Genomic DNA, 25,633 nt, shown 5'->3' with positions numbered 1-25,633 from the left:
GGACTGCTCCCCCCCTACGAGAACCACGTGTTGCTCTTCGACAATGGCCGACGGGCGTGTCACGTTGGCCGAGTGATGTGGCAGCACCCGGACCCGTGCTACTTGGTGGCGCTCTCGAAGACCTCAACCGCGCACTTTGCCGCGCCGCTGCGGTCGATGCGGGCGTCGCAGGTGACGAGGGGGCTGCCGAGCGCTTCGGCGAGGGCGACGTATTGGGCGTCGTAGGCGCTCAGGTTGGCGTGAAGCCTTTGGATTCGGTCCCAGAAGGGCAGCGTCTCCCGCTTGGTGATCGGCAGCAGCCGGTAGGCGGCGATCGCCTTACCGACCTCCTTTTCGGTGAGCTTTCCGCCGCGCCGCATACCGAGGAGGGCTGACTGGACCTCGTAGTCGAGAAGGGTGGGAGCGTACACCTCGGTGGCTTGGGCGACGCGAGTGCGGATCAGGTCGCCTTCGGCGTTGTGGGCGCTGAGGACAGCGACGAGCGCAGAGCAGTCGAGGACGATCAACGGCCCGCCCGGCCTTCGTCGATGGCGCTGAGGATGTCGGCGGTGCTGATGTCGGCGGTGGTTTCGCGGTTGAGTCGTTCCATCATCTCCGCCATGGTGGGCTTCGCCGTCTCGCGTTCGATGAGGTCGAGGAAGTATGCCTGGAGAGACTTTCCGGCCTGGGCTGCGCGGATCTTCAGGGTCTGGATCTGGTCTTCAGGGACGTCCCGGATGGTGAGTGCGCTCATGCTTTTAATCTAGCAGCAATGCATGCACTTTGCAGATTCACTCCGGGTTGTCGATCCGTGAGTGCGCTGCGGTTGCGATTTCCCGCCGTGCAGGGCGGCGGCTCTCACCCCACTGTCAGGGACCGACGGAGTGGACGACCGGGTCGGTGAGGTAGCGGCGGACCAGGAGGTCGACGTTCCGGTCGAGGGTGGCGGAGAACAGCATCCGCCGGCCCGCGGGCAGAACCGTTCCAGGAGTGCCGTGACCTGGGGCACGAAGCCCATGCCGGCCATCTGGTCGGCCTCGTCCGGCACGGTGATCGCGACCTGGTCCAGTCGGCAGTCACCAGGGCCAGCGGCTGACGGGGCTCGGCGCGCCGCCCGGCGGTACGCGCCGGCAGGGCCAGGCCGAGGGCGAGGGTCTTGCCGGAGCCGGTGCGCCCCCGGCCGACCCCTGGGAACGGCTCGGGGCGGCTGAGCCGAAGCGGCTTCCCCGGCCCGTACCGGCGCCAGAGCCGAAAGGGGCCCCGGCGTTACGGCTGCGCGAAGTGCGGGAAGTGCGGCTGCTCGGACGAAGAGCACATGGTGCTCCTCGACGGTGCCGAACCGCCCGCCCTGTTTCAGGAGCCGCTCGTTCCGCCGTGCTGAGTGGTAAGCGTCGCAGGCGTGTAGTCGAACCAGTCGAAGGCGACGCTGCCCTCGATGGCGTACATGCCGATCACACGACCGGTGAAGCCGGTGCTGAGCTGGGTCGAGAGGTAACGCCCGTCGAGTTCCGCCAGCAGTGCCGTGTCAGTGCCGACGACCGAGAAGGCAAGCGTGTCCGGCCCGGCGGCTTCTCCGCCGCTGACTTCGAGTTCGTAGTGGTGCGCCTCGTCCATGCGTACACACAAACCGCCGCGGCCCGAGCCCGGATCGATACGGGCGGAGACTCGGCAGTCCAGGTGCTGCTGGCGGCGTCCGACGGAGGTGTACCCGGGGCGGTCGAGGCTCGGGCCGGCCGCACGGAGCGTCGGCCACCCCGGCCGGTCGTCCAGTGACCACGACGCGTCCGGCAGGCTGCGGGGGGGGAGATCCAGCCTGGTGACAGCGCGGTGGTGTCGAAGTCGTCCCGGGCGGGACGAGATCGGCGTGCCCGGTGCTCTGGATCGGCAGATCGGTGCCGCGGTGACTCAGGAACGGATTCGAAGGGCACGGCTCGAACGGCCCGCGGGGGGGCGGCTGCGCGCGATGGAGACGGCGTGCCCGTCGCCCGTACCGCCCTCGGAGACCAGCAGGTACCACCAGCCGTCGATGCGGTGAAGGTGCGGCGCCTCCGGATACTGCCCACCGGATCCCGACCATGTCCGCCACGGGCCCTCCAGCACCGCCCCTGTCGACGGGTCGATGCGCGCCATACGGACGCCGGAGGTGCTGCACCAGCACGTGCCGTCGTCGTCCCAGGCCGGGTCGGGGTCGACACCGGGCGTATCGACGTGAACGGGTTCGGACCACGGACCTTCCGGCCGCTCGCTGGTGACGATCAGGTGCCCGGCGGGGACTCCGCCGGCACCGACCCGGGAAGTGATCACGTGGAACAGGCCGTCGTGATGCCGGATCGTCGGTGCGTAGATACCGCGGGAGGACGGTATGTCATCCGTCAGGAGCAGTTGGCCCGGCCGGTCCAGGACGTTGCCGATCTGCCGCCGGTGCACCAGGTCGCGGCTGTGGAAAAGGGGCACTCCGGGGAAGTACTCGAAGCTCGAACTCACCGCGTAGTAATCATCGCCGACCCGGCACACGCTCGGGTCTGGGTAGAAGCCACTGATCACCGGGTTGTCGTACATCTGCAATGGGGGAGCTGATCTTCCTCGGTTCGGTCGCCGCGTATCCCGGCGGATGCCGGGGTACGCGGCGGGTCGTGCGTCTCGGTCGCGTGGTCGCCGGCGGGCCACCGGTCGGCTCGCGGTTCGCCGCCGGCCCTGGCCGCCGTCGCGGGTCCACACAACGATCTTCGCCCCGTTCACGGGCCCGGCGTCAGAGGCTTCCGGCCGCAGTCCGGGCCACGCGTGGGTGGCGGTGGTGCCACTCGTCAGCCGGCGGTGGTGCAGGTGCCGCCGTTCAGGACGAAGGCGGTCGGGGCGGGGTTGGTGCCACCCTGGTTGGCAAGGAAGCCGATGGTGACGGAGCCGCCGGCCGGGATGGCGCGGGTGTAGTCCGCCGGGGTCACGGTCACCGCGCTCCCGTTCTGCGCGGGTGTGCCGCCCCACATCTGGGTGATGGTCTGGCCGGCGGTGAAGGAGAAGGCCAGGGTCCAGCCGTCGAGGGGGGTGCTGCTCGTGTTGCTGATGACGATCTCGCCCTGGAAGCCGCCGCTCCAGCTGTTCGTCACCTGGTAGCCGATCCCGCAGGTGCCGGTCGGGGTGCCGGTGGTGGTGGTGACGGTCGTGGTGGTGCTGCGGGAGGAACGGTTGCCGGCGGCGTCGCGGGCGTAGACCGCGAAGGTGTAGGCCGTGCCGGCGGTCAGGCCGGTGACAACGGCCTGGTTGGTGGTGGAGGACGCGGCGGCGGTCTCGGTGCTGCCGCTGACGCGTACGACGTCGTAGCCGGTCACGCCCACGTTGTCGGTGGCGGCCGTCCAGCTGAGGGTGACGGAGCCGGACGTGACCGCGGAGGCGGTGGGGGCGCCGGGGGCGGTCGGCGCCTGGGTGTCACCACCGGAGGAGCCGCCGACGGGGACGACGTAGGTGGTGATGCTCTGGGCAGGCAGCGAGGCGGTGAAGGTGCCGCCGGACATGCCGGGGCCGGTGGTCGCCGCGACGTTCCTGGAGCCGTCGGTGACGTAGGCGGACACGCTCCCGGACGTGGCACCGGAGACCGTGAACTGCTGGCTGACGGTGGAGGTGGCCGTGTTGACCGCCACGATCACGACCTTGGATCCGTCGGCGTAGGCGTAGGCGGAGGTGTAGACGTTGGTCTGCGGGTTGGCCGTGATAGTGAGGCGTACGCAGCCGGGGCGGACGAACCTGGCGAACTGGGCCATGACGGCGCCGCGCTTGCTGATCTGGCCGTCCTCGCGCAGGGGCCCGTAGGAGCGGCGGATGTACCACCACACGTACGCCTGGAACTCGGCGTCCACCATGGCGTGGTGCATGTGTTCTCCGACGCCGAGCGCGGCGGGCCACAGGTCCGCCGAGTCGGTGCTGTTGGGGTAGTAGACCTCCGTCATCCACAGTTCCTTGCCCTGCCCCTTCTGCTGGAACAGGGGGTAGGGGAAGTTGGAGTACGCGGTGCCGTAGAGGTGGGCGCCGAGGATGTCCAGGTTGGCCAGGGCGGTGGCGTCGTTGAGGATCGGGTCGGACATGCTCTTGACGTACTGGAACGACTCCGGGGCGATCACCTTGGTGCCGATGGAGCCGGCGTTGTTCCGCAGGAAGGTGACGATCTCGCTCGCCGTCCACCAGGTCCAGGTCGAGGCGTAGTCCGGCTCGTTCTGGACGGAGATGGCGTACAGGTCGACGCCGTTGCTCTTCATGAAAGTGCAGAAGTCGTTGAGGTGCTGCGCGTAGGCCCCGTACATGTCGTACCGCAGGCGCTTGGCGTCGGTCTGGCTGCCGCGGGTGAACGTCTCGGTCATACTCGCAGGGGGATTCCACGGCGACGCGAAGACGAGCGCCCCGTGTGCGACCGCCGCCTGCGCGGTCGCCACCTCCTTGCTCCAGTTGGCCTTGTCCTCGTCCACGTGGATTCGCAGGATCGAGAAGCCCAGCTGCCCCGTGCCGCTACCGAACGCCGTGTCACGCTGAGCCGCGGTCAGGTCGCCCGCCCATTCCGGGTGGTTCATGCCGCCGAAGCCCCGGATCGTCTGCCGTCGCGCGGCCGGATCCACCGCCACTGCGGCCGCCGCACTCGCACGAGGTGTCGCGACGGAGAGGACCGGCAGCGCACCCAGCGCGACCAGCACCGCTCTGCGGCTCGGAGATTTCCGTCCTGCGGGCTTGTGTTCGTCCTGCCGTGCTGTCATGGCTCTCTCCTGGATCTCGGTGAGGTCTGGAAGATGAAAGCGGGTGGGTTGGCGTACCGCACCCAGTCGGCGGCTTCCTGGGGGGTGCCCGAGCCGTAGTTCGCGATGACGATGGGCTGGGCGCCGGCGGCTTTGACCGTTCCCATGTAGGCGTCGAAGTCGGTGTTGGGGGCGACGTAGCCACCCTCGGTGGTGTTGGTCTGCCAGTGGTGGATGTCGGCGTAGGAACCGCCGGGGTAGCGGATCGTCCTGATGCCCGCGGCGCTGAGCAGGCCCGGGACGGCCGACTGGTTCATGTTCCCGTCGTAGACGGCGACGTTCGTTCCGACGCCGGTTGCCGGCATCGTCGCGAGCTTCGCGTCGGCGTTGGCGGAAACCGAGGCGGTGACGGCGGCCGAGGCCTCGGGGACCACCGCCACGCCCGCGCCCAGGAGGGCGAAGAGTCCGGCCGCGGCCAGCAGAACGGGCGGTGACAAAATGGACGCACGGGTCTGCGCACGGTTTCCTCCGGGATGTGGGGTCGGGGAATGGCGGAAGGACGGTCTGCCGCACCAAGCCCCTCCGTGCGCACCCGGACTGCAACGCCGACGGTCCGTGAAGCGACAGGGGGCCGGCTGACGCTGGACACCTGCTTGTCGGCAATGGACGATCAACCGCGCGCGCCGGGCGGCCGATGAAGTGGGTATGTCCGGCCGGTACAAGAGCCGTCCTGCCGGTCATCACGTTCACCGGTGACGCGCGTGGGAGAGAACTTCCCGCGTACTGGCGGCGTGCCGTCGCCGAAGTACGCGGCAGCGCTGTCGAACTCCGCTTGCACTCGGGGTCCTACGAGTCCGGCTCGGACGGTGCCAGCGTCGGCGAGTGCCTCAACGGCGGACGCGGGCCGGGTGACATCTCGAGTCGGATTCCCCGGTCGAGTTCGGACTTCGGGCGTTCACGCGGGTTCTCCTTGCAGTGGGGGGTGGGCAAGGGCGGCGCGAGGAGGGGGAAACGTTAGCGCTAACATTCCCGATGGGGAGATTGCCGGGCCGTCGGCCCGACACCAACGACGGCACCTTGCACCTCGCCCGTGCGTGGTGTCAACACCTGCCACCGCGGCCCCGGCGAGCCCGCAGGAGTCGTCGACCGCAGTGGGCCGGACGCGAACCCGGCACGTCGACTCGCGCCCCGCGGGCGCGTCACGGGTCTTGTCGAGGTCCTCGCAGACTGCATACGGTGTGGCATATGGGAGCGCTCCCACCCGGGAGTGGCAACTTCCGCACCTCCGAACGTCCTTGAGTTCGTGCCCGAAGGAGCTGGCCGACACCCCGACACGCGAGGAGCACCAGACCGTGACAACCCCTGGATTGACCCGCAGGCAGTTGATGGCAGCGGCGCTGGGCGCCCCAGCAGTTGGCCTTGCCGCGGATCCACGGGCCTCAGCGGTCACGCCGCCCCACGCGAAGCCCGGCTGGGACCGGTACAGCTTCCGGAACGTCAGGATCGGCGGCACGGGTTTCGTGACGGGCATCGTCTTCAGCCATGCACAGAAGGACCTGGCCTACGCGCGTACCGATGTCGGCGGCATGTACCGCCGGGATCAGGCCGCCGGGGCGTGGCAGCCCCTGCTGGACTGGGTGGACTGGGACCACTGGGGCTACATGGGCGTGGCGGCCATCGCCGCCAGTCCTTCCCACGCGTCCAAGGTCTGGGCCGCGGTGGGGATGTACACCAACGGTGTGGACCCCAACAACGGTGCCGTCCTGCGCTCGTGCGACAGGGGCGCCACCTGGGAGACCGCGGTCCTTCCGTTCACCTTGGGCGGCAACATGAACGGTCGCGGCATGGGCGAGCGGCTGGCGGTCGACCCGAACGACGACCGTGTCCTCTATCTGGGCGCACCCAGCGGACACGGCCTGTGGCGCAGCAGCGACGGCGGCGCGACGTGGGGACAGGTGACCGGCTTCCCCACCTCCGGTGACGACCCGGGGACACCCGGCACCGCGGAGGACCCGGGTCTGGTGTGGGTGGCGTTCGACAAGAGCACCGGAAGGCCGGGCCACCTCACGAAGACCGTCTACGTCGGGGTCGCCGACCGGGACGACCCGGTGTACCGCAGCACGGACGGCGGCGCGACCTGGGCCCCGCTGCCCGGCGCGCCGACCGGCTACTTGCCGCACAAGGGAGTCGTGGACCCGGACAACCGCCTGCTGTACATCGCCACCAGCGACGACGTCGGGCCCTTCGGCGGCGGCAAGGGCGACGTGTGGAAGTACGACGCCACCGCGGATACGTGGACGCGGATCAGCCCTCTGCCCTCGTCGAGCGACGACGACTACTTCGGCTACTCAGGCCTGACCGTCGACCGGCAGCGCCCGGGCACGCTCATGGTGGGCACACAGGTCTCCTGGTGGCCGGACGGGAACATCTTCCGCAGCACCGACTCCGGCGCCTCCTGGACACGCATCTGGGACTGGGGGTCCTGGCCCGACCGCACCCTGCGCTACCACTTCGACATCACCGCCACCCCCTGGTACACCATGGGAGGGCAGTCCGCCCCGCCGATACTGGTGCCCAAACTCGGCCAAGCCCTCTCGGCGATGGAGATCGACCCGTTCGACTCCGACCACATGCTGTTCAACGGTGGCCCCGGCATCGCCGGCACGAACAACCTGACCGCCTGGGACACCGGCGGCACCGTCGAGATCACACCCGTGGTGCGGGGCCTGGAGGAAGGCGCGGTCCAGGGCCTCGTCAAGCCCCCGGGCGGAGCGCTGGTCAGCGCCATGGGCGATGTGGGGGGCTTCCGCCACGACGACCTCGGCACGGCACCGTCGACGGTCTTCACCTCACCGGTCTTCAGCACCACGACGGGCATCGACTACGCCCAGCTCAACCCGAAGGTCCTCGTACGGGCGGGATACCTCGCCGACTCCGGGAACGGCGACAGCCACGCGGCGTTCTCCACCGACGGGGGCACCACCTGGTTCGAGGGCGGCGAGCCCGAGGGAGTCACCGTCGGCGGCAGCATCGCCGCGGCGGCCGACGGCAGCCGCTTCCTGTGGGCGCCGGGCGACGCGGGCGTGCCGGTGGTCCTCTCGACCGGCTTCGGCAGCACCTGGACCGCGTCCACCGGGGTGCCGGCCAACGCCCTCGTGGCCTCCGACCGGGTCGATCCGACGACCTTCTACGCCTACTCCAACGGCACCTTCTACGTCAGCACCGACGGCGGCGCCACCTTCACCGCCTCCCCCGCCACCGGTCTGCCGGCCACCAACTGGGGCGTGCGCTTCAAGGCCGTACCCGGACACGGGGGCGACATCTGGCTGGCCGGCGGCGCCTCCTGGACCTCCTACGGACTGTGGCGCTCGACCGACTCCGGAGCGACGTTCGCCCGGGTGACCACCGTCGGCCAGGCAGACAACATCGGCTTCGGCAAGCCGGCACCCGGGAGGACCTACCCCGCCCTGTACACCGCCGCGACGATCGGCGGACAGCGCGGCGTCTACCGCTCCGACGACACCGCGAAGACCTGGACCCGCATCAACGACGACCGCCACCAGTACGGCGGATCCCCGGACGTCCTCACCGGGGACCCCGACACGTACGGCCGCGTCTACCTCAGCGGATACGGCCGAGGTGTCATCTACGGCGACCCCGCCCGCATCCACCACTGACAAGCTGACGGCCGCGCCGGCGACACCCTGTCGCGTATCGGCGGGTGTCGCCCGACGCCGAACAGCATGTACCGGCCCGCTGTTCGGCGAGGGTGTCGGCGTCGGCTTTGACGACGTAGACCTCCCAGGGCTCGTCGCCGGGGCCGTGCACCCAGACCTTGTCCTGGACGGCGTAGCAGCACGCTGTGTCGTTCTCCACGGCGGTGTCCAGGCCCTCCGCCGCGAGTCGGGTCATGGCGGCGTTGACGGCGTCGGTGGTGTCCACCTCGACCCCGAGGTGGCCCATGCGGGTGTCCTCACCGTCGGCACCCTGGACCAGGACCAGCTCCAGCGGGGGTTCGGCGATGGCGGAGTTGGCGTAGCCGTCACGGAGCTCGGCGGGCTCGATGCCGAAGAGCCGGGAGTGGAAGGCCGATGGACGCCTCAAGGTCGGGGACGCGCAGCGCGAGTTGGACGCGGGACATGACGACCTCCTGCTGCGTGCGGACGAGGATCAGCAGCAGCCGCCGGAAGCCGGCGCGCTGACGCCGAGCTGGATGAGTTGGGGTGCGGGCGTGCAGCACCCGCCACCGCTCTGCCCGGCGGCCGCGGGGTCGTCGAAGAGGCCGGAGCCGCCGCAGACGCCCGTTTCGGGGAGGGTGAGTTCGACGCGGTCGGCGGCGTCGAGGTCGCCCGCGATGGCGGCGGCCACCGAGCGGGCCTGCTCGTAGCCGGTCATGGCCAGGAAGGTCGGGGCTCGGCCGTAGGACTTCATGCCGACCAGGTACAGACCGGCCTCGGGCTGTGCGAGTTCACGGTGGCCGTGGGGGCGGACGCTGCCGCAGGAGTGCAGGTTGGGGTCGATCTCCGCGGCGAGGGCGGTCGGGGCCTGGAGGCGGCCGTCGAGGTCGAGGCGCAGTTCGCCGAGGAAGGACAGGTCGGGGCGCAGTCCGGTGAGCACGATGATCTCGTCGACCGGGTCGAGGCGGCGTCCGTCGTCACCGACCAGGACCAGCTGCTCGCCGTCGCACTCGATGGCGGCTGTGCGGAAGCCGGTGACGGCGTCGGCCTGGCCGTCGTCGACCGCGGCCTTCGCCGCCAGGCCGAGGGCGCCGCGGGCGGGGAGCTGGTCGGCGGTGCCGCCGCCGAAGGTGGAGCCGCTGATGCCGCGGCGCAGGATCCAGGTGCTGTGGGTCCCGGGAGCGCCCTCGGCCAGGTCGGCGAGCGAGGCGAGGGCGGTGAAGGCGGAGGCTCCCGAGCCGATCACGGCGGTGCGCTTGCCTGCGTACCGGGCTCGTACGGCCGGGTCGCCCAGGTCCGGGACGCGGTAGGAGATGCGGTCGGCCGCGGCGCGCTCACCCAGCGCGGGCAGGCCGTTGGCGCCAGCGGGGGAGGGCTGGTTCCAGGTGCCGGAGGCGTCGATCACCGCGTGGGCCAGGACGCGCTGCTCGCGGCCGTCGGGGGTGGTGTGGTCGACCGTGAAGGGCTGGGTGTCGCGGTCGGCGTCCACGACGCGGTCGCGGCCGAGGCGGGAGACGCCGGTGACGGTGGCGCCGTAGCGCACGGCGTCGCCAAGGACGTCGGCGAGCGGCTGGAGGTACCGCTCGGCCCAGTCGGCGCCGGTCGGGTACGTGCCCGCGTCCGGCTTCACCCATCCGGTGGGGGCGAGCAGCTTCTCGGCGGCGGGGTCGGTCAGCTCGGCCCAGGTCGAGAACAGCCGCACGTGACCCCAGGCCCGTACCGCGGCCGCCGCGCGGCTTCCACCTTCGAGGACCACGACGTCCTGGCCGCGTTCGACCAGGTGGGCGGCTGCGGCAAGACCAGCGGGGCCGGCCCCGATCACCACGATGGGCAGGGCGGGTGTGGACGGACTCACGATACTTCCCCTCTGCTTGCTGATTCGACCTTCGTCGATGGCTCGTGCTGCCAGCATGGCAACTGATTAGACAAGCGTCAACTTAGACAGTTATCGAAATCAGGGAGTTGATCACGGAGCAACTGGACGCGGCAGTCACCGGAGGCGACCAGGCGGGGCTCGCGGCAGCGCACGAGCTGCGCTGCGTCGGCCGGGACACCCGACGCGTCGCCCGGGTGCTGCGCAACCGCCTGGACGGCACGCATTGATTCGACATGTGTCAACATAGAAGTATGTCGAACGCCGAGCTGCTGCCCGTACTCGAACCGGACGTCGCGCCGTGCTGCCCGCCGCTGACCGAGCGCCCGCTGACGGCGGAAGAGGCCGAGCGGACAGCCGTGATGTTCAAGGCGCTCGGCGACCCGGTACGGCTGCGGCTGTTCTCCCTGGTGGCCTCGCACGCGGGCGGCGAGGCGTGCGTATGCGACATCTCCGACGTGGGCGTCTCGCAGCCGACCGTCTCCCACCACCTGAAGAAGCTCCGCGAGGCCGGCCTGCTCACCTCCGAGCGCCGCGGCACCTGGGTCTACTACAAGGTCGCCCCCTCCGTGCTGGCCGCTATGGGGAACCTGCTGACCGCCGGACACTGACCCCTGCCCGGGCTGAGCGATACAGCATGCCGCGGTGGGAGTCCGACCGTCTCAGGGGGACCGGAGTTGCCGCCGCCGACGATCACCACGTCGGCGCGCCGGGTCACGCCACCGACTCGGCCTGCCCGGCAGGCTGCGACGCCGGGCCGGCGAAGCGTCCGCGCCAGGCGAGGGAGACGTACACCAGAGCGATGAGCACGGGAACCTCGATGAGGGGGCCGACCACGCCGGACAGGGCCTGGCCGCTGGTGACGCCGAAGGTTCCGATGGCGACGGCGATGGCGAGTTCGAAGTTGTTTCCGGCCGCGGTGAACGCCAGTGTCGCGGTGCGGTCGTAGGGCAGGCCGACGCCCTTGCCGAGCGCGAACGTGCCGAACCACATGATCGCGAAGTATGCCAGCAGCGGCAGGGCGATGCGCGCGACGTCGCCGGGCTGGTGGGTGATCGTCCTTCCCTGCAGCGCGAACAGGACGATGATCGTGAACAGCAGCCCGTACAGCGCCCAGGGACCGATCCGCGGCAGCACCTTGGCCTCGTAGGCGTCACGGCCCATCCTCTGCTCGCCGATACGGCGGGTCAGGAACCCAGCGACCAGCGGGATGCCGAGGAAGACGACGACGTTCAGGGCGATTCTGCCGACGGAGATGTGCAGATGCTCGCCGTTGCCGAGGCCGAGCCACTTGGGCAGCAGGTCCAGGTAGAACCAGCCGAGCAGGCCGAAGGCGACAACCTGGAAGACGGAGTTCAGGGCGACCAGGACGGCGGCGGCCTCGCGGTCGCCGCACGCGAGGTCGTTCCAGATGATCACCATGGCAATGCAGCGGGCCAGGCCGACGATGATCAGGCCGGTGCGGTAGGCGGGCAGGTCGGACAGGAACACCCAGGCCAGGGTGAACATCACCGCGGGGCCGACGATCCAGTTGATCAGCAGAGAGGTGACCAGCAACCTGCGGTCGCCGGTCACCGTGTCGAGCCTGTCGTACCGGACCTTGGCCAGGACCGGGTACATCATGATCAGCAGGCCGAGGGCGATCGGCAGGGAGATGCCGCCGACGTCGAGCTCGGCCAGACCGCTGTCGAGGCTGGGGATGGCGCGGCCCAGGCCGATGCCGACGCCCATGGCGATCAGGATCCAGACGGCCAGGAAGCGGTCCAGGGTGGAGAGGTTCGCGACGATCGAGGGCTCCTCGACGGGCGCGGGCGCTTCGGTGCGGGTCACGGGCAGGCCCTTTTCGTGTCGGCGGTGGCGCGTGCCGTGACGGCGAGCTCGGCGAAGGACGCCGCGAGGCTTTCGATGACATCCGGGCGGAGCTTGTAGTACGTGAACCGGCCGCACGGCTCGGTCTCCACCACGCCGGCCTCGCGCAGCACCTTCAGATGGTTGGAGAGGTTGGTCTGCCGGGCGCCCGTCTCCTCCACGAGGTGAGTGGTGCACAGCGTCTCGCGGGACAGCAGGGTCACGATCCGGAGCCTGAGCGGGTCCGCGAGAACGCGGATCAGTTCAGTGTCGACTGACGTCATCATGGACTGATAATCTCACATCAGCGGTGACTGACGTCACCGGGAGCTGATGTTAACCGTGCTTGATATGTCATTTCGATCAGAGAGCCTCGAACATGTCCGACAAGCCGTCCGTGCTGTTCGTCTGTGTCCACAACGCCGGCCGCTCCCAGATGGCCGCCGCGTGGCTGACCCACCTGGCCGGGGACCGCGTCGAGGTCCGCTCCGCCGGCTCCACCCCGGCCGACCAGGTCAACCCCGCCGTCGTCGAGGCGATGAACGAGGTCGGCATCGACATCTCCGCCCAGACGCCGAAGGTGCTGACGGTCGAGGCGGTCCGCGCGTCGGACGTGTGCATCACCATGGGCTGCGGCGACGCCTGCCCCGTTTTCCCCGGCAAGCGCTACCTCGACTGGAAACTCGACGACCCCGCCGGTCAGGGTGTCGAGGCCGTACGGCCCATCCGGGACGCGATCAAGGGCCTCATCGAGGGCCTGATCGCGGAGATCGCCCCGGAGCCCGCCGTATGAGCACCACCGGCGACGTGCGCGAGGTCATCGTCACAGGCCCGGGCCCGGCCGACTGCACCGCCGCTCTCCACACCGCCCGCGCCCAGCTCAAGCCCCCGCTGTTCGGCAGCTCGATCGTCGTCGGCGACTCCCTGACCACGACGACCGAGGCCGAGAACTTCCCGGGCTTCCCGGACGGCGTCGACGGCCCCGACCTGATGGCGAACCTGCGCGGTCGGCGAAGTCCTGGTGGACGTCACCTCCCCGGGCCCATGACGGCCCTCGGGAGAGCGCGCAGCGCCGTGACGCGCGAGAGGGGCGTGAGGTTCCGCTGCCGTGGCCGGGCAGCGGGACCTCACGCCCCTCAGGGGCGATCCCGGATCAGTCCATGGCGTTGGCCGTGACGTCGCTCGGGTTGTTGAGGCTGCCGGTCAGCGGCAGGTTACGCGAGCTGTTGCCGACCAGGATCTGGTAATTGCCCGCCGAGGCGATCCAGTTGCTCGACGCGGTGTCCCAGTGCGCGAGGTCGTGCGCGGTCACCGTGAACGTGACCGTGCCGGACGCGCCGGGGTTCAGCGTGATCCGCTGGAAGCCCTTGAGCTGGTGCGGTGGCTCGCCGGCCGAGGCCGGATCGCCGACGTACAACTGGGCCACCTCGGTCCCGGCCCGGCTTCCGGTGTTGGTGACGGTGGCCGTCACCGTTGCCTGACCGCCGCTCAGCGCCCCGACCTTGAGGTTGCTGAACGAGAAGTTGGTGTAGGACAGACCGAAGCCGAACGGGAACAGCGGCGTGACGTTGTTCGCGTCGTACCAGCGGTATCCGATCTTCAGCCCTTCCGAGTACTGCACGGTGCCGTTGACGCCCGGCCACTGCGCGGCCGTGTTCGCCGGCACCTGCGCGAGCGAGGCCGGGAAGGTGATCGGAAGGTGCCCGGACGGGTTCACGTCGCCGAACAGCAGCTCAGCGATTGCCTGGCCGAACTCCTGGCCCTGGTAGAAGGTCTCGAACACGCCCGCGACCTGGTTCAGCCACGGCATCATGATCGCCGAGTTGTCGCTGAGCACCACGATCGTGTTCGGGTTCGCCGCCGCGACCGCGGAGATCAGCGCGTCCTGGTTGTTCGGCAGGTTGAGCGTGGGGTTGTCGGACTCCTCGTGGCCGTAGTTGTCGGCCGCGAAGACGATCGCGACGTTCGAGGACTTCGCCAGCGCGGCCGCGCTGCTCTGGTTGGTCCCGTCGTCGTAGGCGACCTTGACGTTGGTGCCGGCGGTGCGCTGCTGGATCCCGTACAGCGGGTTGTAGGTGCCGGTGCTGGTGCTGGTGCCACTGCCGCCGCCGGCGGTGATCACGCCGGCGCCGGCGTTGGTGCCGATGACCGCGACGGACTCGCTGCCGTTCGGGTCGAGCGGCAGCACGCCGTTGTTCTTCAACAGGACGGAGCCCTCCTCGTCACCGCGCAGCGCGACCGCGCGGTGTGCGGGAGTGGCCACGATGGCGGTGGTGGAGCCGCTGGGCGCCTTGTCGAACATGCCGAAGCGGAACATCTGGGTCAGCACCCTGGACACCATGGTGTCGAAGGTGGCCTGGGTGACCTGGCCCGCGGCGACGGCCTGCTCCAGGTTGGCTCCGAAGAACCCGCCGAACGGCATCTCGATCGTCTCGCCGGCGTTGGCCGACGGCGCGGTGGAGTGGATGCCGCCCCAGTCCGAGCAGATGAAGCCCTGGAACCCGGCCTGCTGGTACATCGGCACGTTCTCGATCTGCGGGTTCTGGCAGGAATAGGCGCCGTTCACCATGCTGTATCCGCACATCAGCGCCGCCGCGCCGCCCTTCTCGATGGCGGTCTGGAAGCCGGGCAGGTAGATCTCCTGCAGGGTGCGGCTGTCCACGACCTCGTTTCCGGGCGCCGACGGCTGCTCGATGTTGTACGCGGCCGCGTGCTTGACCATGGCCATCACGCCCTGGCTCTGCATGCCCTGCACGTCGGCGCTGACGATCTCGCCGGTGAGGTACGGATCCTCGCCGAAGGTCTCGTAGGACCGGCCCCAGCGCGGGTCGCGCACCATGTTGATCGTCGGGCCGAGCGAGACGTTGACGCCCTTGCCGGCGAACTCCTGGCCCACTGCAACGCCGAAGTCGTGCTCGTAGGCGGGGTCGAAGGTGGCCGCGGAGGTCTCGCCGTCGGGGAACTGAGTGACGCCCCCGAGGCCGTCGCCCACGCCGGTCGGCCCGTCCTCCAGGTTGACGTCCGGGATGCAGAGCGAGGGCTGCCCGGCGATCTGCCCGATGTAGACGCTCGAACCGTCGCCGTGCAGCATCCCGGCCTTCTGGTCCTGCGTCATCGCGCCCATCAGCTGGGCGACGCGGGTCGAGACGGCCACGTTGGGCTTGTTGATCCAGGGGCAGTTGCCCGGGGCGGGCTGAGACGGGGGCGGCGGGATGGTGACCGTCTGGTTCCCGACCGTGCGGACGGCGAACTCCCACAGCGAGTAGCCGTAGCCGGTGGCCCGGGCCGTGCCGTACATCCGCACGTAGCGGCCGGTTCCCGTGACGTTGACGGTCTGGGTGCCGCCGGTTCCGGTGGTGGTGGAGTAGATCGTGGTCCAGTTGGTCTTGTCGGTCGAGGTCTGGAGCTGGAATCCGGAGGCGTAGGCGTTCTCCCACTGGAGCACCACCTGACACACCGGCAGGCTGCCGCCGAGGTCCACCATGATCCACTGCGGATCGGATATCGCACTCGACCAGCGGGTCAGGGTGCTGCCGTCGGTGGCGTAGAACGGGTCGTAGGCCGGGTTGTCGTCCTGTGTCGACGAGGCCGTGGCGGGGTGGCCGAGGGCCGCGTTGGTGGTGCCGCAATCGCCGGTGGGCGGCGGTGTGCCGCCGCCGGTTCCACCCGTTCCACCCGTTCCACCCGTTCCGCCCGTTCCGCCGGTGAAGACCTGGAACTCCCACAGCGAGTAGCCGTAGCCGGTGGCCCGGGCCGTGCCGTACATCCGCACGTAGCGGCCGGTTCCCGTGACGTTGAGGGTCTGGGTGCCACCGGTTCCGGCGGTGGTGGAGTAGATCGTGGTCCAGTTGGTGTTGTCGGTCGAGGTCTGGAGCTGGAACGCGGTGGCGTAGGCGGCCTCCCAACTGAGGGTGGCTTTACAGATCGTCAGTGTGGAGCCCAGGTCGACGTCGAGCCACTGCGGGTCGGCGGCGGCGCTCGACCAGCGGGTGCCGTTGTTGCCGTCGACCGCCGCGGCGGCGGGGGTGCCGGCGTTCTCGGTGGAGGAGGCGGTCGCCGGCTGGTTCAGCGCCGCGTTCTGCGTGCCGCAGGTCGTGCCGCCGCCACCGGTCCCCGAGGCGCCGAAGACCTGGAACTCCCAGAGGGAGTAGCCGTAGCCGGTGTTGCGCGCGGTGCCGTACATCCGCACGTAGCGGCCGGTCCCGCTGACGTTCAGGGTCTCGGTCCCGCCAGGACCGGTGGTGGTCGAGTAGACCGGGGTCCAGGTCGACCCGTCGGTCGAGACCTGGATCTGGTACGCCTTGGCGTAGGCGGTCTCCCACTGAAGCACGATCTGACTGATCGTCGCGGTCGAGCCCAGGTCCACCTGCAGCCACTGCGGGTCGCTCCAGGCGCTCTCCCAGCGGGTGCCGGTGTTGCCGTCGACCGCGTTGGCGGCGGCGTTGCCGCCGTTCACGGAGGAGGCGGTGACGGCCTTGCCCTGCGAGAGCAGCGTGGGGGCCGCGTTCGCGGTGGTCGCGCCGGAGGCGAGCAGGGCGGTGATCAGCGCCAGGACGGCGAGAGCCGCCGTCCAGAGGGTTCTGCCGGTCTTACGGGGCACGGGAGCGAACCCCGGAGGATGGTGGGGGCGGCCTTGCGTTCGTGTGTACACGGCTCTCCTATGGCTGCTGCTGGTCGGGGTGGGGGGTCCGGCGTCCGCTCAGTGGAGGCGGCCTGCCCGGCCGCTGGGCGTCATGAGCAGCTACCCGCTGTCCCGCCGGGTGCCGTACATGCGGGCATGACGCCCGGAAGCGTTTACGGGAAGCGTCTGGGCGCCACCGGTCCCGGTTCTCGCGGAGTGGACATCGGTCCAGGTCGCGCCGTCGTCCGGGGTCCGGGTCGTGACACCGCCGACCGCGGCACGCAGGAGCGATGTCGGTGCGGCCACGGCCGGCGCGCCGGCACGGGACATCGGCGTTCCCATCGACTCTCCTGACGGAGGAGTGGGGCATGGACGGGCGCTCAAGGAGAGCGCTCTCCCAAAGCCGCTGCGCGATCGTGGGCCCGAGGACAACGCTGTGTCAAGAGATGTGACGCCGCGAGTGCCGACGAGTTGGCCCAGGGGACGGCGGGCCCGCTGGAGCGGTGCCGGTGAACACGATGACCGGGACCTGACGAAGCCCTGACCAGCAGAGCCATGTCCGTCCGCCGGAGAGGCAGCGGCACAGAGCGCTGGCGACCTGGCCGTAGTCGACCGCTCGTCGACTCCAGCAGGTTCTCTCGTTCGAAGCTCTGGATCGGTCTGTCGGGTCTGGTGCAGGGGTGGGTGACCCCAGCGGCAGGCCGCCACTACGGACCCCGAGTTGCGGCCGACGTACCCACCGTCCGGGCGCCCCGGGCCGGCCTCGGCACGCGGCGGGAAGCTCAAGCTGCCGGCCCCAGTACTTGTGCAGCGGCGGGGGCCAGTGGTTGCTGCCGGAGCGGATCGCGGTCGGCGGGTCGGGGTAGGTGATGTCGTCGACGACGTCGGGCCGGCCGAAGAGCTTCGGTGCGCTCTTACCCGCCTTCGGACAGGAGCGGCGGTCGGCCTTGAGGCAGTGGTTCGCGGTGCGCACCAGGCCGTTCGCGGACTGCCCGATGGCCCGCACGGCCGGGGAGATCGTCCGGAAGAGCGCCTTGGCCGCCGGGTCGTAGTGCTGCGCGAACTGCTTGCCGTACGTGTCGTCGCCGGCCATGCCCGCCGCATCCCGCAGCGCGTCGCCGAGGGTGTCGGCGATCCCATCGGGACGGGACTGGCCGCCGGCGAAGGTCGTCGCTGCCGCGTCCAGGGCGACCGGACTCGGAGGAAAAGCAAAAACCCCAGGTCACGGGCTATGTGACCTAGGGTTTCGTGGAGCCGCCTTCGGGATTCGAACCCGAGACCTACGCATTACGAGTGCGTTGCTCTGGCCAACTGAGCTAAGGCGGCGTGCTGCGCGCGTAGGGCCAAGGTTGGCAGGCGCAGCGGGGGAAAGTCTACAGGGTTCCGGGGGGTGGTCGTGACCGGGTGGAGGGGCTGGTCAGGTGCACTTCTTGTGGGCGGGGGGGACGGTGCCGGACAGGAGGTAGGCGTTGACCGCGGAGTCGATGCAGGTGGAGCCGCGGGCGTAGGCGGTGTGGCCGTCGCCGTCGTAGGTGAGGAGGGTGCCGGAGGTGAGCTGGGAGGCGAGGGACTGGGCCCAGGCGTAGGGGGTGGCCGGGTCGCGGATCGTGCCGACGACGAGGATCGGGGCGGCGCCCTTGGCGGGGATGCGCTCGGGGTGGCCGGTGGCCGGGAGGGGCCAGTAGCCGCAGACCAGGGAGGACCAGGCCAGGGTCTTGCCGAAGTGCGGGGAGGCGGCGCGGAAGGACGCCACCGCCTTGTCGACGTCGGCCGGGGAGCGGAAGGCCGGGGGGAGGTCGAGGCAGTTCACGGCGGCGTTGGCGTACATCAGGTTGCTGTACTTACCGGTGTCGTCCCGCTCGTAGTAGCCGTCGGACAGCTTGAGCAGCGGTGCGCCGTCGCCCTTGTTCGCGCTGATCAGGGCGCCGCGCAGGGAGGGCCAGGCCTCCTGGTCGTACATCGCGGCGATCACGCCCGTGGTGCCGAGCGCCTCGGTGAGGGGGCGGGAGGTGCCGGTGGGGAGCGGGTGCTTGTCGAGGGCGGCGAAGAGGGCGTCGAGGTGCTTGCCGGCGTCGGCGGTGGAGGTGCGGCCGAGCGGGCAGTCGGAGCGCTTGACGCAGTCGGCGGCGAAGGCGTCGAAGGCGGTCTCGAAGCCGCCGGCCTGGGTGCGGCTGCTCTCCAGGGCGTCCACGGAGGGGTCCATGGCGCCGTCCAGGACGAGGCGGCCGACGCGCTGCGGGAAGAGGCCCGCGTAGGTGGCGCCGAGGAAGGTGCCGTACGACTTGCCGACGTAGTTGAGCTTGGCGTCGCCGAGCAGCTGGCGCAGGACGTCCATGTCGCGCGCGGACTCGACGGTGGAGACGTGCCCGAGCAGCGCGGCGGACATCTTCTTGCAACCCGCGGCGAACCCGCGGTCGGCGGTGGCGAGTTTGCCCTGCTCGGCGGCGTCGTCGGGGGTGGTGTCGACGGCCGTGTAGGCGTCCATCTGCTTGTCGGTCAGGCATTTCACCGGCTCGCTGCGGGCCACACCGCGCGGGTCGACGGCCGCCATGTCGTAGCGGTCGGTGACGGCGGCGGGGTAGCCGAGGGCCGCGTACTGCATGTAGTCGATGGCCGAGCCGCCCGGACCGCCCGGGTTGACCAGCAGTGAGCCGAGCCGCTTGCCGGGGCCGGTGGCCTTCTTGCGGGCGACGGCGAGTTCCAGGTCGGACTTGGCGGAGGGGTGCGCGTAGTCCAGCGGGACGCGCATGGTGGCGCAGTCGAAGCCCGGGACACCGCAGGAGTGCCAGGCGAGCTTCTGCTGGTAGTACGGCTTCAGGTTCGCGGGTGTCGCGGCCGGGAGGGGGCTGAGCGTCGCCTCGGTGGCGGGCTGCGCGCCCGCGCCGGTCGCGGTGCCCGCGCCGGATCCGGCGGTGGGCGCGGCCGTCCCGGGCGACGGGGAGGAGGCCGCGGCGGACGCGGAGGCGGCCGGGTGGCCGTCGCCGGAGCACGCCGAGCATGTGGACAGCAGCAGCCCGGCCGCCGCGAGCGCGGCGGCCGGGAGGCGGAGCAGGCGCGTGAGGTGCATCGGCGGCTCAGGTCCTCCCGTCGGATGATTGCGAGCGTAGCGGGGGTCCGCCGCAGGCGCTCCGCGAGGTGTCCCTCTCACGGGTGAATGCGCTTTTTGCGATGGTTTGCTGGATTGCGGGCCGGTGTGGCGTGGGTAGTCAGCGGGTGGGGCTGTTGTGGGGGCCGGCGGAGGGCGGGGAGAGCGAAGGGGGCGAGGGGACGGTGACGGGCGGGGTCCGGGTGGTCGCGGCGGGGCCGTCGAGCTTCTCCGTGAGATAGCCGGCGATCTGGGCGAAGAGCTCGCGGCGCGCGGGCACGCCGTCGAGGAGGCGTACGTCGTCGGTCCCGCGCGGGTGGAGGGCGGCGCGCAGCCGCTGCGCGGAGGTACGGGCCGCGGTCTCGCCGGGGGCGGAAGCGAGCAGCAGGGGAGGCGGTGCGGGTCGCGACGAGGAGGGCGAGGTGGCAGGCGGTGGGTACAGACCGGACACACCGGCGGCGGCGCCGTAACGGCCGGTGGTGGCAAGCGCTGCGTTCACGGCGCAGGGAGCACCGGCACCGACGCCGATGACGCCCGTGCCGCCGCGCACGGGCAGCACGCGGAAGTGCCGCCCGGCGTCGGCGAGGGCGGCGCCCGTGTGGGCGCAGTCCACGGGCAGGACGAGGACGAAGGGGTCGGCGAACCCGCGCCGGGCGGCGAAGGCGAAGCCGTCGAAGAGGTCCGCCTCCCGCGCCGCGGGCAGATGCGCGACGGCCACCGGGAAGGCGACCCGTACGCCCTGCGGCGCCGCGTACCACGGGGGCAGCCACACGCGGGTGCCGTCCGCCAGCACGTCGAGGGTGCCGCCCGCCGGATAGCCGAGGGTGCGCATCGCCGGCGGCGGCGGTGCGGGCTGAGGGGTACGCGACGGGGCCGCGGGCACGGGCGCGCCGGACGCCTTGCCGCCGTCGGCGCTGACCCGGGCCGCGCTGCTTCCGCCCGCTCCGCTCGCACCGCCCGCTCCGCCCCCGCCTCCCGCTCCGCCGCCGAGCAGCGGAAGGGCCAGCACTCCGGCCAGGAGCGCGGCGGCTCCCGCGGCCCCGGCGCGCAGGACGGTGCCGTTGCGGTCGACGGGCAGCTCGTAGGCCCGCCCGGCCCGCTCCGCCCACCAGTGCCGTACCGCCCGGTGCCCGAGCAGCACGGCCGCCGCCCCGGCGAGCACGACCAGCACGGACCACACGACGTCAGCCACGGCAACCCCCTCGGGACGGCGCCCCCGCAGGGGCCACGGCGGGCAGGCAGCCCCCTCCCTGCACCTTGCAACGCCCACCGCCCCAGCCCCCGCTGGCGTCACGCACTCCGCCCCGCGATCACCCGAACGCCGCACAACCACCACGCGGGGGTGGGGTCCGGGACCGCTTCCGACGAGCGGGAGGAGGGGTGAGCCGGCGCGACCGCGCGGGGCGGTCCACCGGCGCGGTGCGCGCGTGAGGAGACGCCCCACAACGGAGGTGCGGGCCGGCAGCCGCCGCGTCGCCCGCGGTCCGGCTCCGATCAGCCCGTACGGAGAGCGAGCGTCATGGCCTCGACGGCCAGCAGCGGAGCGACGTTACGGTCGAGGGCCTCGCGGCAGGCGAGCACCGCCTCGATACGGCGCAGGCTCTGCTCCGGACGGGAATCCGCGGCCAGGCGGCGGATCCCGTCCACGACCTCGACATTGGCGATGCGCTCGTCCGAACCGAGCTGGACGGCGAGGACATCACGGTAGAAGCCCGCGAGGTCGGTGAGGGCGAGGTCGAGGGTGTCGCGCTGCGTACGCGTCGAGCGGCGCTTCTGCCGGTCGGCGAGATCCTTCATCACCCCGGCCGTACCCCGCGGCATCCGCCCGCCGGTCCCGGCCGCCGCGCCCAGAGCCGCGCGCAGCTCCTCCGTCTCCTTCGCGTCCACCTCCTCGGCGACCGCCTTGGCGTCCTCCGCCGCGGCGTCCACCAGCTCCTGCGCCGCCCGCAGACACCCCCCGATGTCGCCGACCCGCGACGGCAGCCGCAGGACGGCCGCCCGCCGCTCGCGGGCCGCCTCGTCGGTCGCGAGCCGCCGCGCCCGGTCGATGTGCCCCTGCGTCGCCCGCGCCACCTGCGCGGCAAGACCCGGATCGATGCCGTCGCGCCGCGTCAGCACATCCGCGACCGCCTCGGCGGACGGCGTCCGCAAGGTGAGCAGCCGGCAGCGCGAACGGATGGTCGGCAGCGCGTCCTCGACGGACGGCGCGCACAGCAGCCACACCGTGCGCGGCGCCGGCTCCTCCACCGCCTTCAGCAGCACATTGCCCGCGCCCTCGGTGAGCCGGTCCGCGTCCTCCAGGACGATCACCTGCCAGCGGCCCCCCGCCGGGGACATCGACGCCCGCCGCACCAGGTCACGGGTGTCCTTGACGCCGATCGACAGCAGGTCCGTCCGGACGAACTCCACGTCCGCGTGCGTACCGACCAGCGTCGTGTGGCAGCCCTCGCAGAACCCGCACCCGGGCGCGCCGCCCAGCGCCCGGTCCGGGCTGACACACTGCAGCGCCGCGGCGAACGCCCGCGCGGCCGTCGCCCGCCCCGACCCGGGCGGCCCCGTGAAGAGCCACGCGTGAGTCATCCGCGAGCCCGCCGCACCCGAGGTGACGACGGCGTCGGCATCCCCCGCGGCCGCGGCCAGCTCGGCCACGACATGGGGCTGCCCGACCACGTCGTCCCACACGCTCACCGCGCACTCCTTTCGCTGACGCGGTCCATTCTGCGCCATCCCTGTGACATCCCCGCCTCCCTGCCCTGCCGGGCAAGCCCTCCGCCCACCGGCTTGCAGCCGCGTCTCCTGCCCGGGAGGGGGACGATGCGGGTGCGGTTGCCCCGCCGGGCGAGCCCTTCTCTGCCCCCACCGGCCGGACGGCCGCCGACGCTCCCCGGGAGGGGGACGGTGCGGGGTGCCCCCGCAGGAATGCGCATCGACTCCGTCGAGGGTGCGGGTGAGGTCGTACGCGCATTCCGAGGAGGTGCCCCGTGGCGGCACCCGACCCACCCGCGCACCGGGTGCGCGATGCCCCGCCGGGCACCCCCAGGGGCGCGTGGGGGCACCTCCCAGGCGAAGCTCTGGGGGAGAACTGCGCGAGCAACCCACCACCGGCCGGTGGCCCGGAAACGACAGCAACTGCCCCCTTCGGCCGGTCGACTACCCGCACCCCGGTGGGGGCTGGTCGCGCAGTTCCCCGCGCCCCTGGTGGTTGCCCCGCGCGGCACGCACAGCCCCAAAAACGCGTCCCCCGCGCCGCACGCGCTGGCAGTGCGCAGACGTGCCGTCCTACAGGGAGAGTCGCTGCACCCCGCTCGCAACCGCCCGCCGCCCAGGCGAATCCGTGCCGGTCCAGCACGAACCCCGCCGGGCCAGCAGTCTGCGGAGCCACAGTTCGACGGCGACGATGTCGCCGAGGCCCTCCAGGGGGGCGCCGGAGGTCGCGGCGGCGTGGAGGGCGGCGCGGACGACGCGGGCGTCGACGAGGCCCGCGTCGGCGAGGAGGGGCGCGCGGAAGAGGTCGATCAGGGGGTCGGCGGCGGAGCGCATTCCGGCGCGGGCGGCGGCGGCCGCGGACGCGGAGGAGTGCGAGGCGGCGCCCCACCCCGCGGGCAGCGCCCGTACGCCCGCACTGGCCAGTACGTCGCGGAGGATCTCCGCGCGCGCCCCAGGGCGTACCCGGAGCGCGCCGGGCAGTGCGCGTGCCGCCCGGACGACCGCGTTGTCGAGGTAGGGCGCGTGCAGGCGCTGGCTGGGGACGGCGGCGGCCTGTTCCAGGACGCGGAAGTCGGCGGCGTGCCGGGCGAGGACGGCGCGGGCGCGCCGTTCGCCGGGGCGTTCGATGGGCCAGGGCCGCCGCGCGGCGTCCTGGAGCCGTACGGAGACCTCGGCGAGCGCCTCGCCGGTGAGCCAGCGGGCGGCGGGCCCCGGCCGTACCCAGGCCATCGCGGCGAGGGAGGCGCCGATCGGCCCGTCGCCGGGCTGTTCCTCGGCGGGTCCGGCGCCCGCGGCGTACCGCAGCAGCAGGGCCGCGGTGTCGGTGACGCCCTGCTGGTAGGGGGTGCGGGCGAGGCGCCGGGCGGCGCGGTAGACGGTGATGGGCACGGTGAAGGGCACGAGGACGGCGGGCCCGCCCGCCGCGGAGCCGCCCGCGCGGGTGAGGGCGGCGACGGGCCGCACGAGGTGGCGTCGGCGGCGGTCCATGAGGAGGTCGGCGAGCCGCGCGGGGTGCGCGTCGAGGACCTGCCGGGCGCCGAGTCCGATGAGGTGGTCGGCGCCGCCCGCGGAGAGCCGCCGCCGGTGGCGTTCGGCGACGACGAGCGAGGTGGAGGGTTCGTCGGTGAGCGGGACGGGCGGGTTGCCGCCGGTGAGGTCGGCGTAGGGCAGGGCCTCTTCGCCGCCGGCGACGACGACGTGCCGCAGCCGCGGGTCGGCGGCGAGTTCGCCGGCGCGGGCCATCTCGTCCTCGCGCAGGGCGTGTCCGCCGGCGGTGAGGTCGTTGAAGGTGACGGCGAGCAGCCGTTCGCCGGCCGCGGTGCCGGGTGCGCCGGGCAGCATGCCGGGCATGCCGGGCAGTCCGGCGGCGAGCAGCGCGAGGGTCGCGGAGGCGGAGCCGCCGGAGAGGTCGGCGCCGATGCCGGGCGCGGGCGCGGGCGCGTCGGGGAACCGGCCGTCCGGGCCCGCGGGTTCCCCGGCGAAGGCCGCTTCCGGCACGAACCGCGGCTGGGTGAGCCGCGCCTTCACCGATTCGACGAGCGCGTCCCGTATGGCGGCGATGGCGGCGTCCGCGTCCGCGGAGGTGGCGGGCTGGTGGCCGACGGCGAGGGAGGCGGTGGGCTCGTAGCCGGTGATCTCGGGGGCGCCGTCGCGCAGGGTGAGGGCGTGGCCGGGCGGGACGCGGCGTACGCCGAGGTAGGGGGTGCCGTCGCCGAGGGCTTCGGGCGCGTCGGGGCAGGCGAGCAGCGCGGCGAGGTGGGTGACGTCGAGCCCGGCCTCGATGAGGTCGGCGAGCGGGAGGGCGGCGGTGGCGAAGGCGGTGCCGCGCGAGAAGCGGGTGTGGAAGACCGGCCGGGCGCCGGCGAGGTCGCCCAGGACGGTGATGCGGCGGCCGAGTTGGAGGACGGCGGTGTAGCTGCCGGGCCACGCCGTGACGTGCCGCAGCGCGCCGCCGCGGGCGGCGACGAGCCCGAGCCGCAGTTCCGCGTCGCTGGCGGCGCACCGCCCGAAGACCGCGAGCCGCGCGACGCCGTACGTGCCGGTGCCGTTGACGCCGCGCCCGTTCGTACGGGACCCGGCGCCGCCGTCGTACGAACCGTACGAGTTGTACGAGCCGTACGAGCCCTGCGCGCCGCCGCCGTAAGCCCCGCCGTAAGCCCCGCCGTACGCGGCGCCGTTGGACGCGGCGGAGCCGTACGCGCCCGCCGGGTCGGCGTGGACGACGCGGACCTCGTCGGGCCGCCAGTCACCCACCGCCCACAGCGGATCGGGCCCGTCCCACAGGAGTTGGGCGCCGACCGGCAGCAGCGTGCGCGCGCTCCCCCCGACCGTGTCGGCCGCGCCGACCGCACCGGCCCCGCCGACACCGGGAACGGGACCCGCGGTGGCACTGCTCCACCCCACCAACCACCGCATCGCCGCCTCCACAGGCTGTGGACAGCCGGTGCAGGATCCGACCCACCGCTGACTCGCGCGCGCCTCGCCCCACCATGCCGCCACGTCTGACGTCCGAAAGTCCATGCTGCCACGTGGACGCGCGCAAGGAGGCGCATGAGTGCTCCCGGGTGCGCCGGTTCGTGCGCCGTACACAGCCATGCGGCATATGCGCACCGCCGGGCGGCTCGTGAA

19 protein-coding genes, 1 tRNA gene and 2 pseudogenes are annotated in these 25,633 nt (G+C 71.9%); 4 read left to right on the top strand and 18 right to left on the bottom strand.

Features of this window, described 5'->3' with window-relative positions; all coding sequences use genetic code 11:
• Window positions 1–98: 98 nt before the first annotated feature.
• The 7 genes and pseudogenes from ACH4PY_RS05595 to ACH4PY_RS05565 all read right to left on the bottom strand — a co-directional run bounded on the left by ACH4PY_RS05595 (window position 99) and on the right by ACH4PY_RS05565 (window position 5,191).
• Complete coding sequence (locus ACH4PY_RS05595) at window positions 99–506, bottom strand: type II toxin-antitoxin system VapC family toxin (RefSeq protein WP_398176266.1); 408 nt, start codon at window positions 504–506, stop codon at window positions 99–101.
• Window positions 503–733: a FitA-like ribbon-helix-helix domain-containing protein gene (locus ACH4PY_RS05590; RefSeq protein WP_398176264.1), complete on the bottom strand. Its 231-nt coding sequence runs from the start codon at window positions 731–733 to the stop codon at window positions 503–505. Before ACH4PY_RS05590 ends, ACH4PY_RS05595 begins: the two co-directional genes overlap by 4 nt.
• Window positions 734–793: 60 nt before the next feature.
• Window positions 794–1,164: pseudogene (locus tag ACH4PY_RS05585) on the bottom strand (DEAD/DEAH box helicase); the annotation flags it as partial.
• A 168-nt stretch (window positions 1,165–1,332) separates the two neighbouring features.
• Complete coding sequence (locus ACH4PY_RS05580) at window positions 1,333–1,770, bottom strand: hypothetical protein (protein WP_398177561.1); 438 nt, start codon at window positions 1,768–1,770, stop codon at window positions 1,333–1,335.
• A 114-nt stretch (window positions 1,771–1,884) separates the two neighbouring features.
• The gene (locus ACH4PY_RS05575) at window positions 1,885–2,538 is read right to left on the bottom strand and encodes a family 43 glycosylhydrolase (RefSeq protein WP_398177558.1); all 654 of its coding nucleotides are present in this window, start codon (window positions 2,536–2,538) and stop codon (window positions 1,885–1,887) included.
• Between the two features lie 245 nt (window positions 2,539–2,783).
• Window positions 2,784–4,715, bottom strand: a complete 1,932-nt coding sequence (locus ACH4PY_RS05570) for a cellulose binding domain-containing protein (protein ID WP_398176262.1) — start codon at window positions 4,713–4,715, stop codon at window positions 2,784–2,786.
• Entirely contained in the window at window positions 4,712–5,191 is a 480-nt protein-coding gene (locus tag ACH4PY_RS05565) for a hypothetical protein (protein ID WP_398176260.1), read from the bottom strand. Before ACH4PY_RS05565 ends, ACH4PY_RS05570 begins: the two co-directional genes overlap by 4 nt.
• Before the next feature lie 888 nt (window positions 5,192–6,079).
• On the opposite strand from ACH4PY_RS05565, the gene ACH4PY_RS05560 reads away from it, so the two are divergent.
• Window positions 6,080–8,371, top strand: a complete 2,292-nt coding sequence (locus ACH4PY_RS05560) for a xyloglucanase (protein WP_398177555.1) — start codon at window positions 6,080–6,082, stop codon at window positions 8,369–8,371.
• On the opposite strand, the pseudogene ACH4PY_RS05555 reads toward ACH4PY_RS05560, so the two are convergent.
• A pseudogene (locus ACH4PY_RS05555) lies at window positions 8,337–8,835 on the bottom strand (ArsI/CadI family heavy metal resistance metalloenzyme). The gene ACH4PY_RS05560 and the pseudogene ACH4PY_RS05555 sit on opposite strands and share 35 nt — an antisense overlap.
• A gap of 29 nt (window positions 8,836–8,864) precedes the next feature.
• The gene (locus tag ACH4PY_RS05550; protein WP_398177552.1) at window positions 8,865–10,229 is read right to left on the bottom strand and encodes an FAD-dependent oxidoreductase; all 1,365 of its coding nucleotides are present in this window, start codon (window positions 10,227–10,229) and stop codon (window positions 8,865–8,867) included.
• A 104-nt stretch (window positions 10,230–10,333) separates the two neighbouring features.
• On the opposite strand from ACH4PY_RS05550, the gene ACH4PY_RS05545 reads away from it, so the two are divergent.
• Entirely contained in the window at window positions 10,334–10,474 is a 141-nt protein-coding gene (locus tag ACH4PY_RS05545; protein ID WP_398176258.1) for a hypothetical protein, read from the top strand.
• Window positions 10,475–10,498: 24 nt separating this feature from the next.
• A complete protein-coding gene (locus ACH4PY_RS05540; protein WP_398176256.1) occupies window positions 10,499–10,855 on the top strand; it encodes an ArsR/SmtB family transcription factor in 357 nt (118 codons plus the stop codon).
• Between the two features lie 103 nt (window positions 10,856–10,958).
• Here the strand turns inward: ACH4PY_RS05540 and arsB are convergent, their stop codons facing one another.
• Both arsB and ACH4PY_RS05530 read right to left on the bottom strand, forming a co-directional pair.
• Entirely contained in the window at window positions 10,959–12,074 is a 1,116-nt protein-coding gene (gene arsB / locus ACH4PY_RS05535) for an ACR3 family arsenite efflux transporter (RefSeq protein WP_398176254.1), read from the bottom strand.
• The gene (locus tag ACH4PY_RS05530) at window positions 12,071–12,379 is read right to left on the bottom strand and encodes an ArsR/SmtB family transcription factor (RefSeq protein ID WP_398176252.1); all 309 of its coding nucleotides are present in this window, start codon (window positions 12,377–12,379) and stop codon (window positions 12,071–12,073) included. The genes arsB and ACH4PY_RS05530 overlap by 4 nt, the downstream gene beginning before the upstream one ends.
• Before the next feature lie 92 nt (window positions 12,380–12,471).
• Between ACH4PY_RS05530 and ACH4PY_RS05525 the strand changes: the two genes are divergently transcribed.
• Window positions 12,472–12,885: an arsenate reductase ArsC gene (locus ACH4PY_RS05525; protein WP_398176250.1), complete on the top strand. Its 414-nt coding sequence runs from the start codon at window positions 12,472–12,474 to the stop codon at window positions 12,883–12,885.
• A gap of 360 nt (window positions 12,886–13,245) precedes the next feature.
• Here the strand turns inward: ACH4PY_RS05525 and ACH4PY_RS05520 are convergent, their stop codons facing one another.
• The 7 genes from ACH4PY_RS05520 to ACH4PY_RS05490 all read right to left on the bottom strand — a co-directional run bounded on the left by ACH4PY_RS05520 (window position 13,246) and on the right by ACH4PY_RS05490 (window position 25,420).
• Window positions 13,246–16,692 carry a discoidin domain-containing protein gene (locus ACH4PY_RS05520; RefSeq protein ID WP_398176248.1) on the bottom strand — a complete coding sequence of 1,149 codons (3,447 nt, stop codon included), beginning with the start codon at window positions 16,690–16,692 and terminating at the stop codon, window positions 13,246–13,248.
• Window positions 16,693–17,152: 460 nt separating this feature from the next.
• Window positions 17,153–17,806: a hypothetical protein gene (locus tag ACH4PY_RS05515; RefSeq protein WP_398176246.1), complete on the bottom strand. Its 654-nt coding sequence runs from the start codon at window positions 17,804–17,806 to the stop codon at window positions 17,153–17,155.
• A gap of 156 nt (window positions 17,807–17,962) precedes the next feature.
• Window positions 17,963–18,039: transfer RNA gene (locus ACH4PY_RS05510), tRNA-Thr, on the bottom strand.
• Window positions 18,040–18,130: 91 nt separating this feature from the next.
• Window positions 18,131–19,780 (bottom strand): alpha/beta hydrolase, encoded by a 1,650-nt coding sequence (locus ACH4PY_RS05505; RefSeq protein WP_398176244.1) that lies wholly within the window; start codon window positions 19,778–19,780, stop codon window positions 18,131–18,133.
• A 139-nt stretch (window positions 19,781–19,919) separates the two neighbouring features.
• Window positions 19,920–20,990 carry a hypothetical protein gene (locus ACH4PY_RS05500; protein WP_398176242.1) on the bottom strand — a complete coding sequence of 357 codons (1,071 nt, stop codon included), beginning with the start codon at window positions 20,988–20,990 and terminating at the stop codon, window positions 19,920–19,922.
• Between the two features lie 302 nt (window positions 20,991–21,292).
• A complete protein-coding gene (locus ACH4PY_RS05495; protein ID WP_398176240.1) occupies window positions 21,293–22,486 on the bottom strand; it encodes a DNA polymerase III subunit delta' in 1,194 nt (397 codons plus the stop codon).
• Between the two features lie 591 nt (window positions 22,487–23,077).
• Window positions 23,078–25,420, bottom strand: a complete 2,343-nt coding sequence (locus tag ACH4PY_RS05490) for an asparagine synthase-related protein (protein ID WP_398176238.1) — start codon at window positions 25,418–25,420, stop codon at window positions 23,078–23,080.
• Window positions 25,421–25,633: the final 213 nt, after the last annotated feature.

Source organism: Streptomyces sp. NPDC021224 (assembly GCF_044332905.1).
In the GTDB taxonomy this organism is placed as follows: domain Bacteria; phylum Actinomycetota; class Actinomycetes; order Streptomycetales; family Streptomycetaceae; genus Actinacidiphila.
The sequence above is the reverse complement of the archived record's forward strand: the minus strand, read 5'-3'. Positions and strand labels throughout refer to the sequence as shown.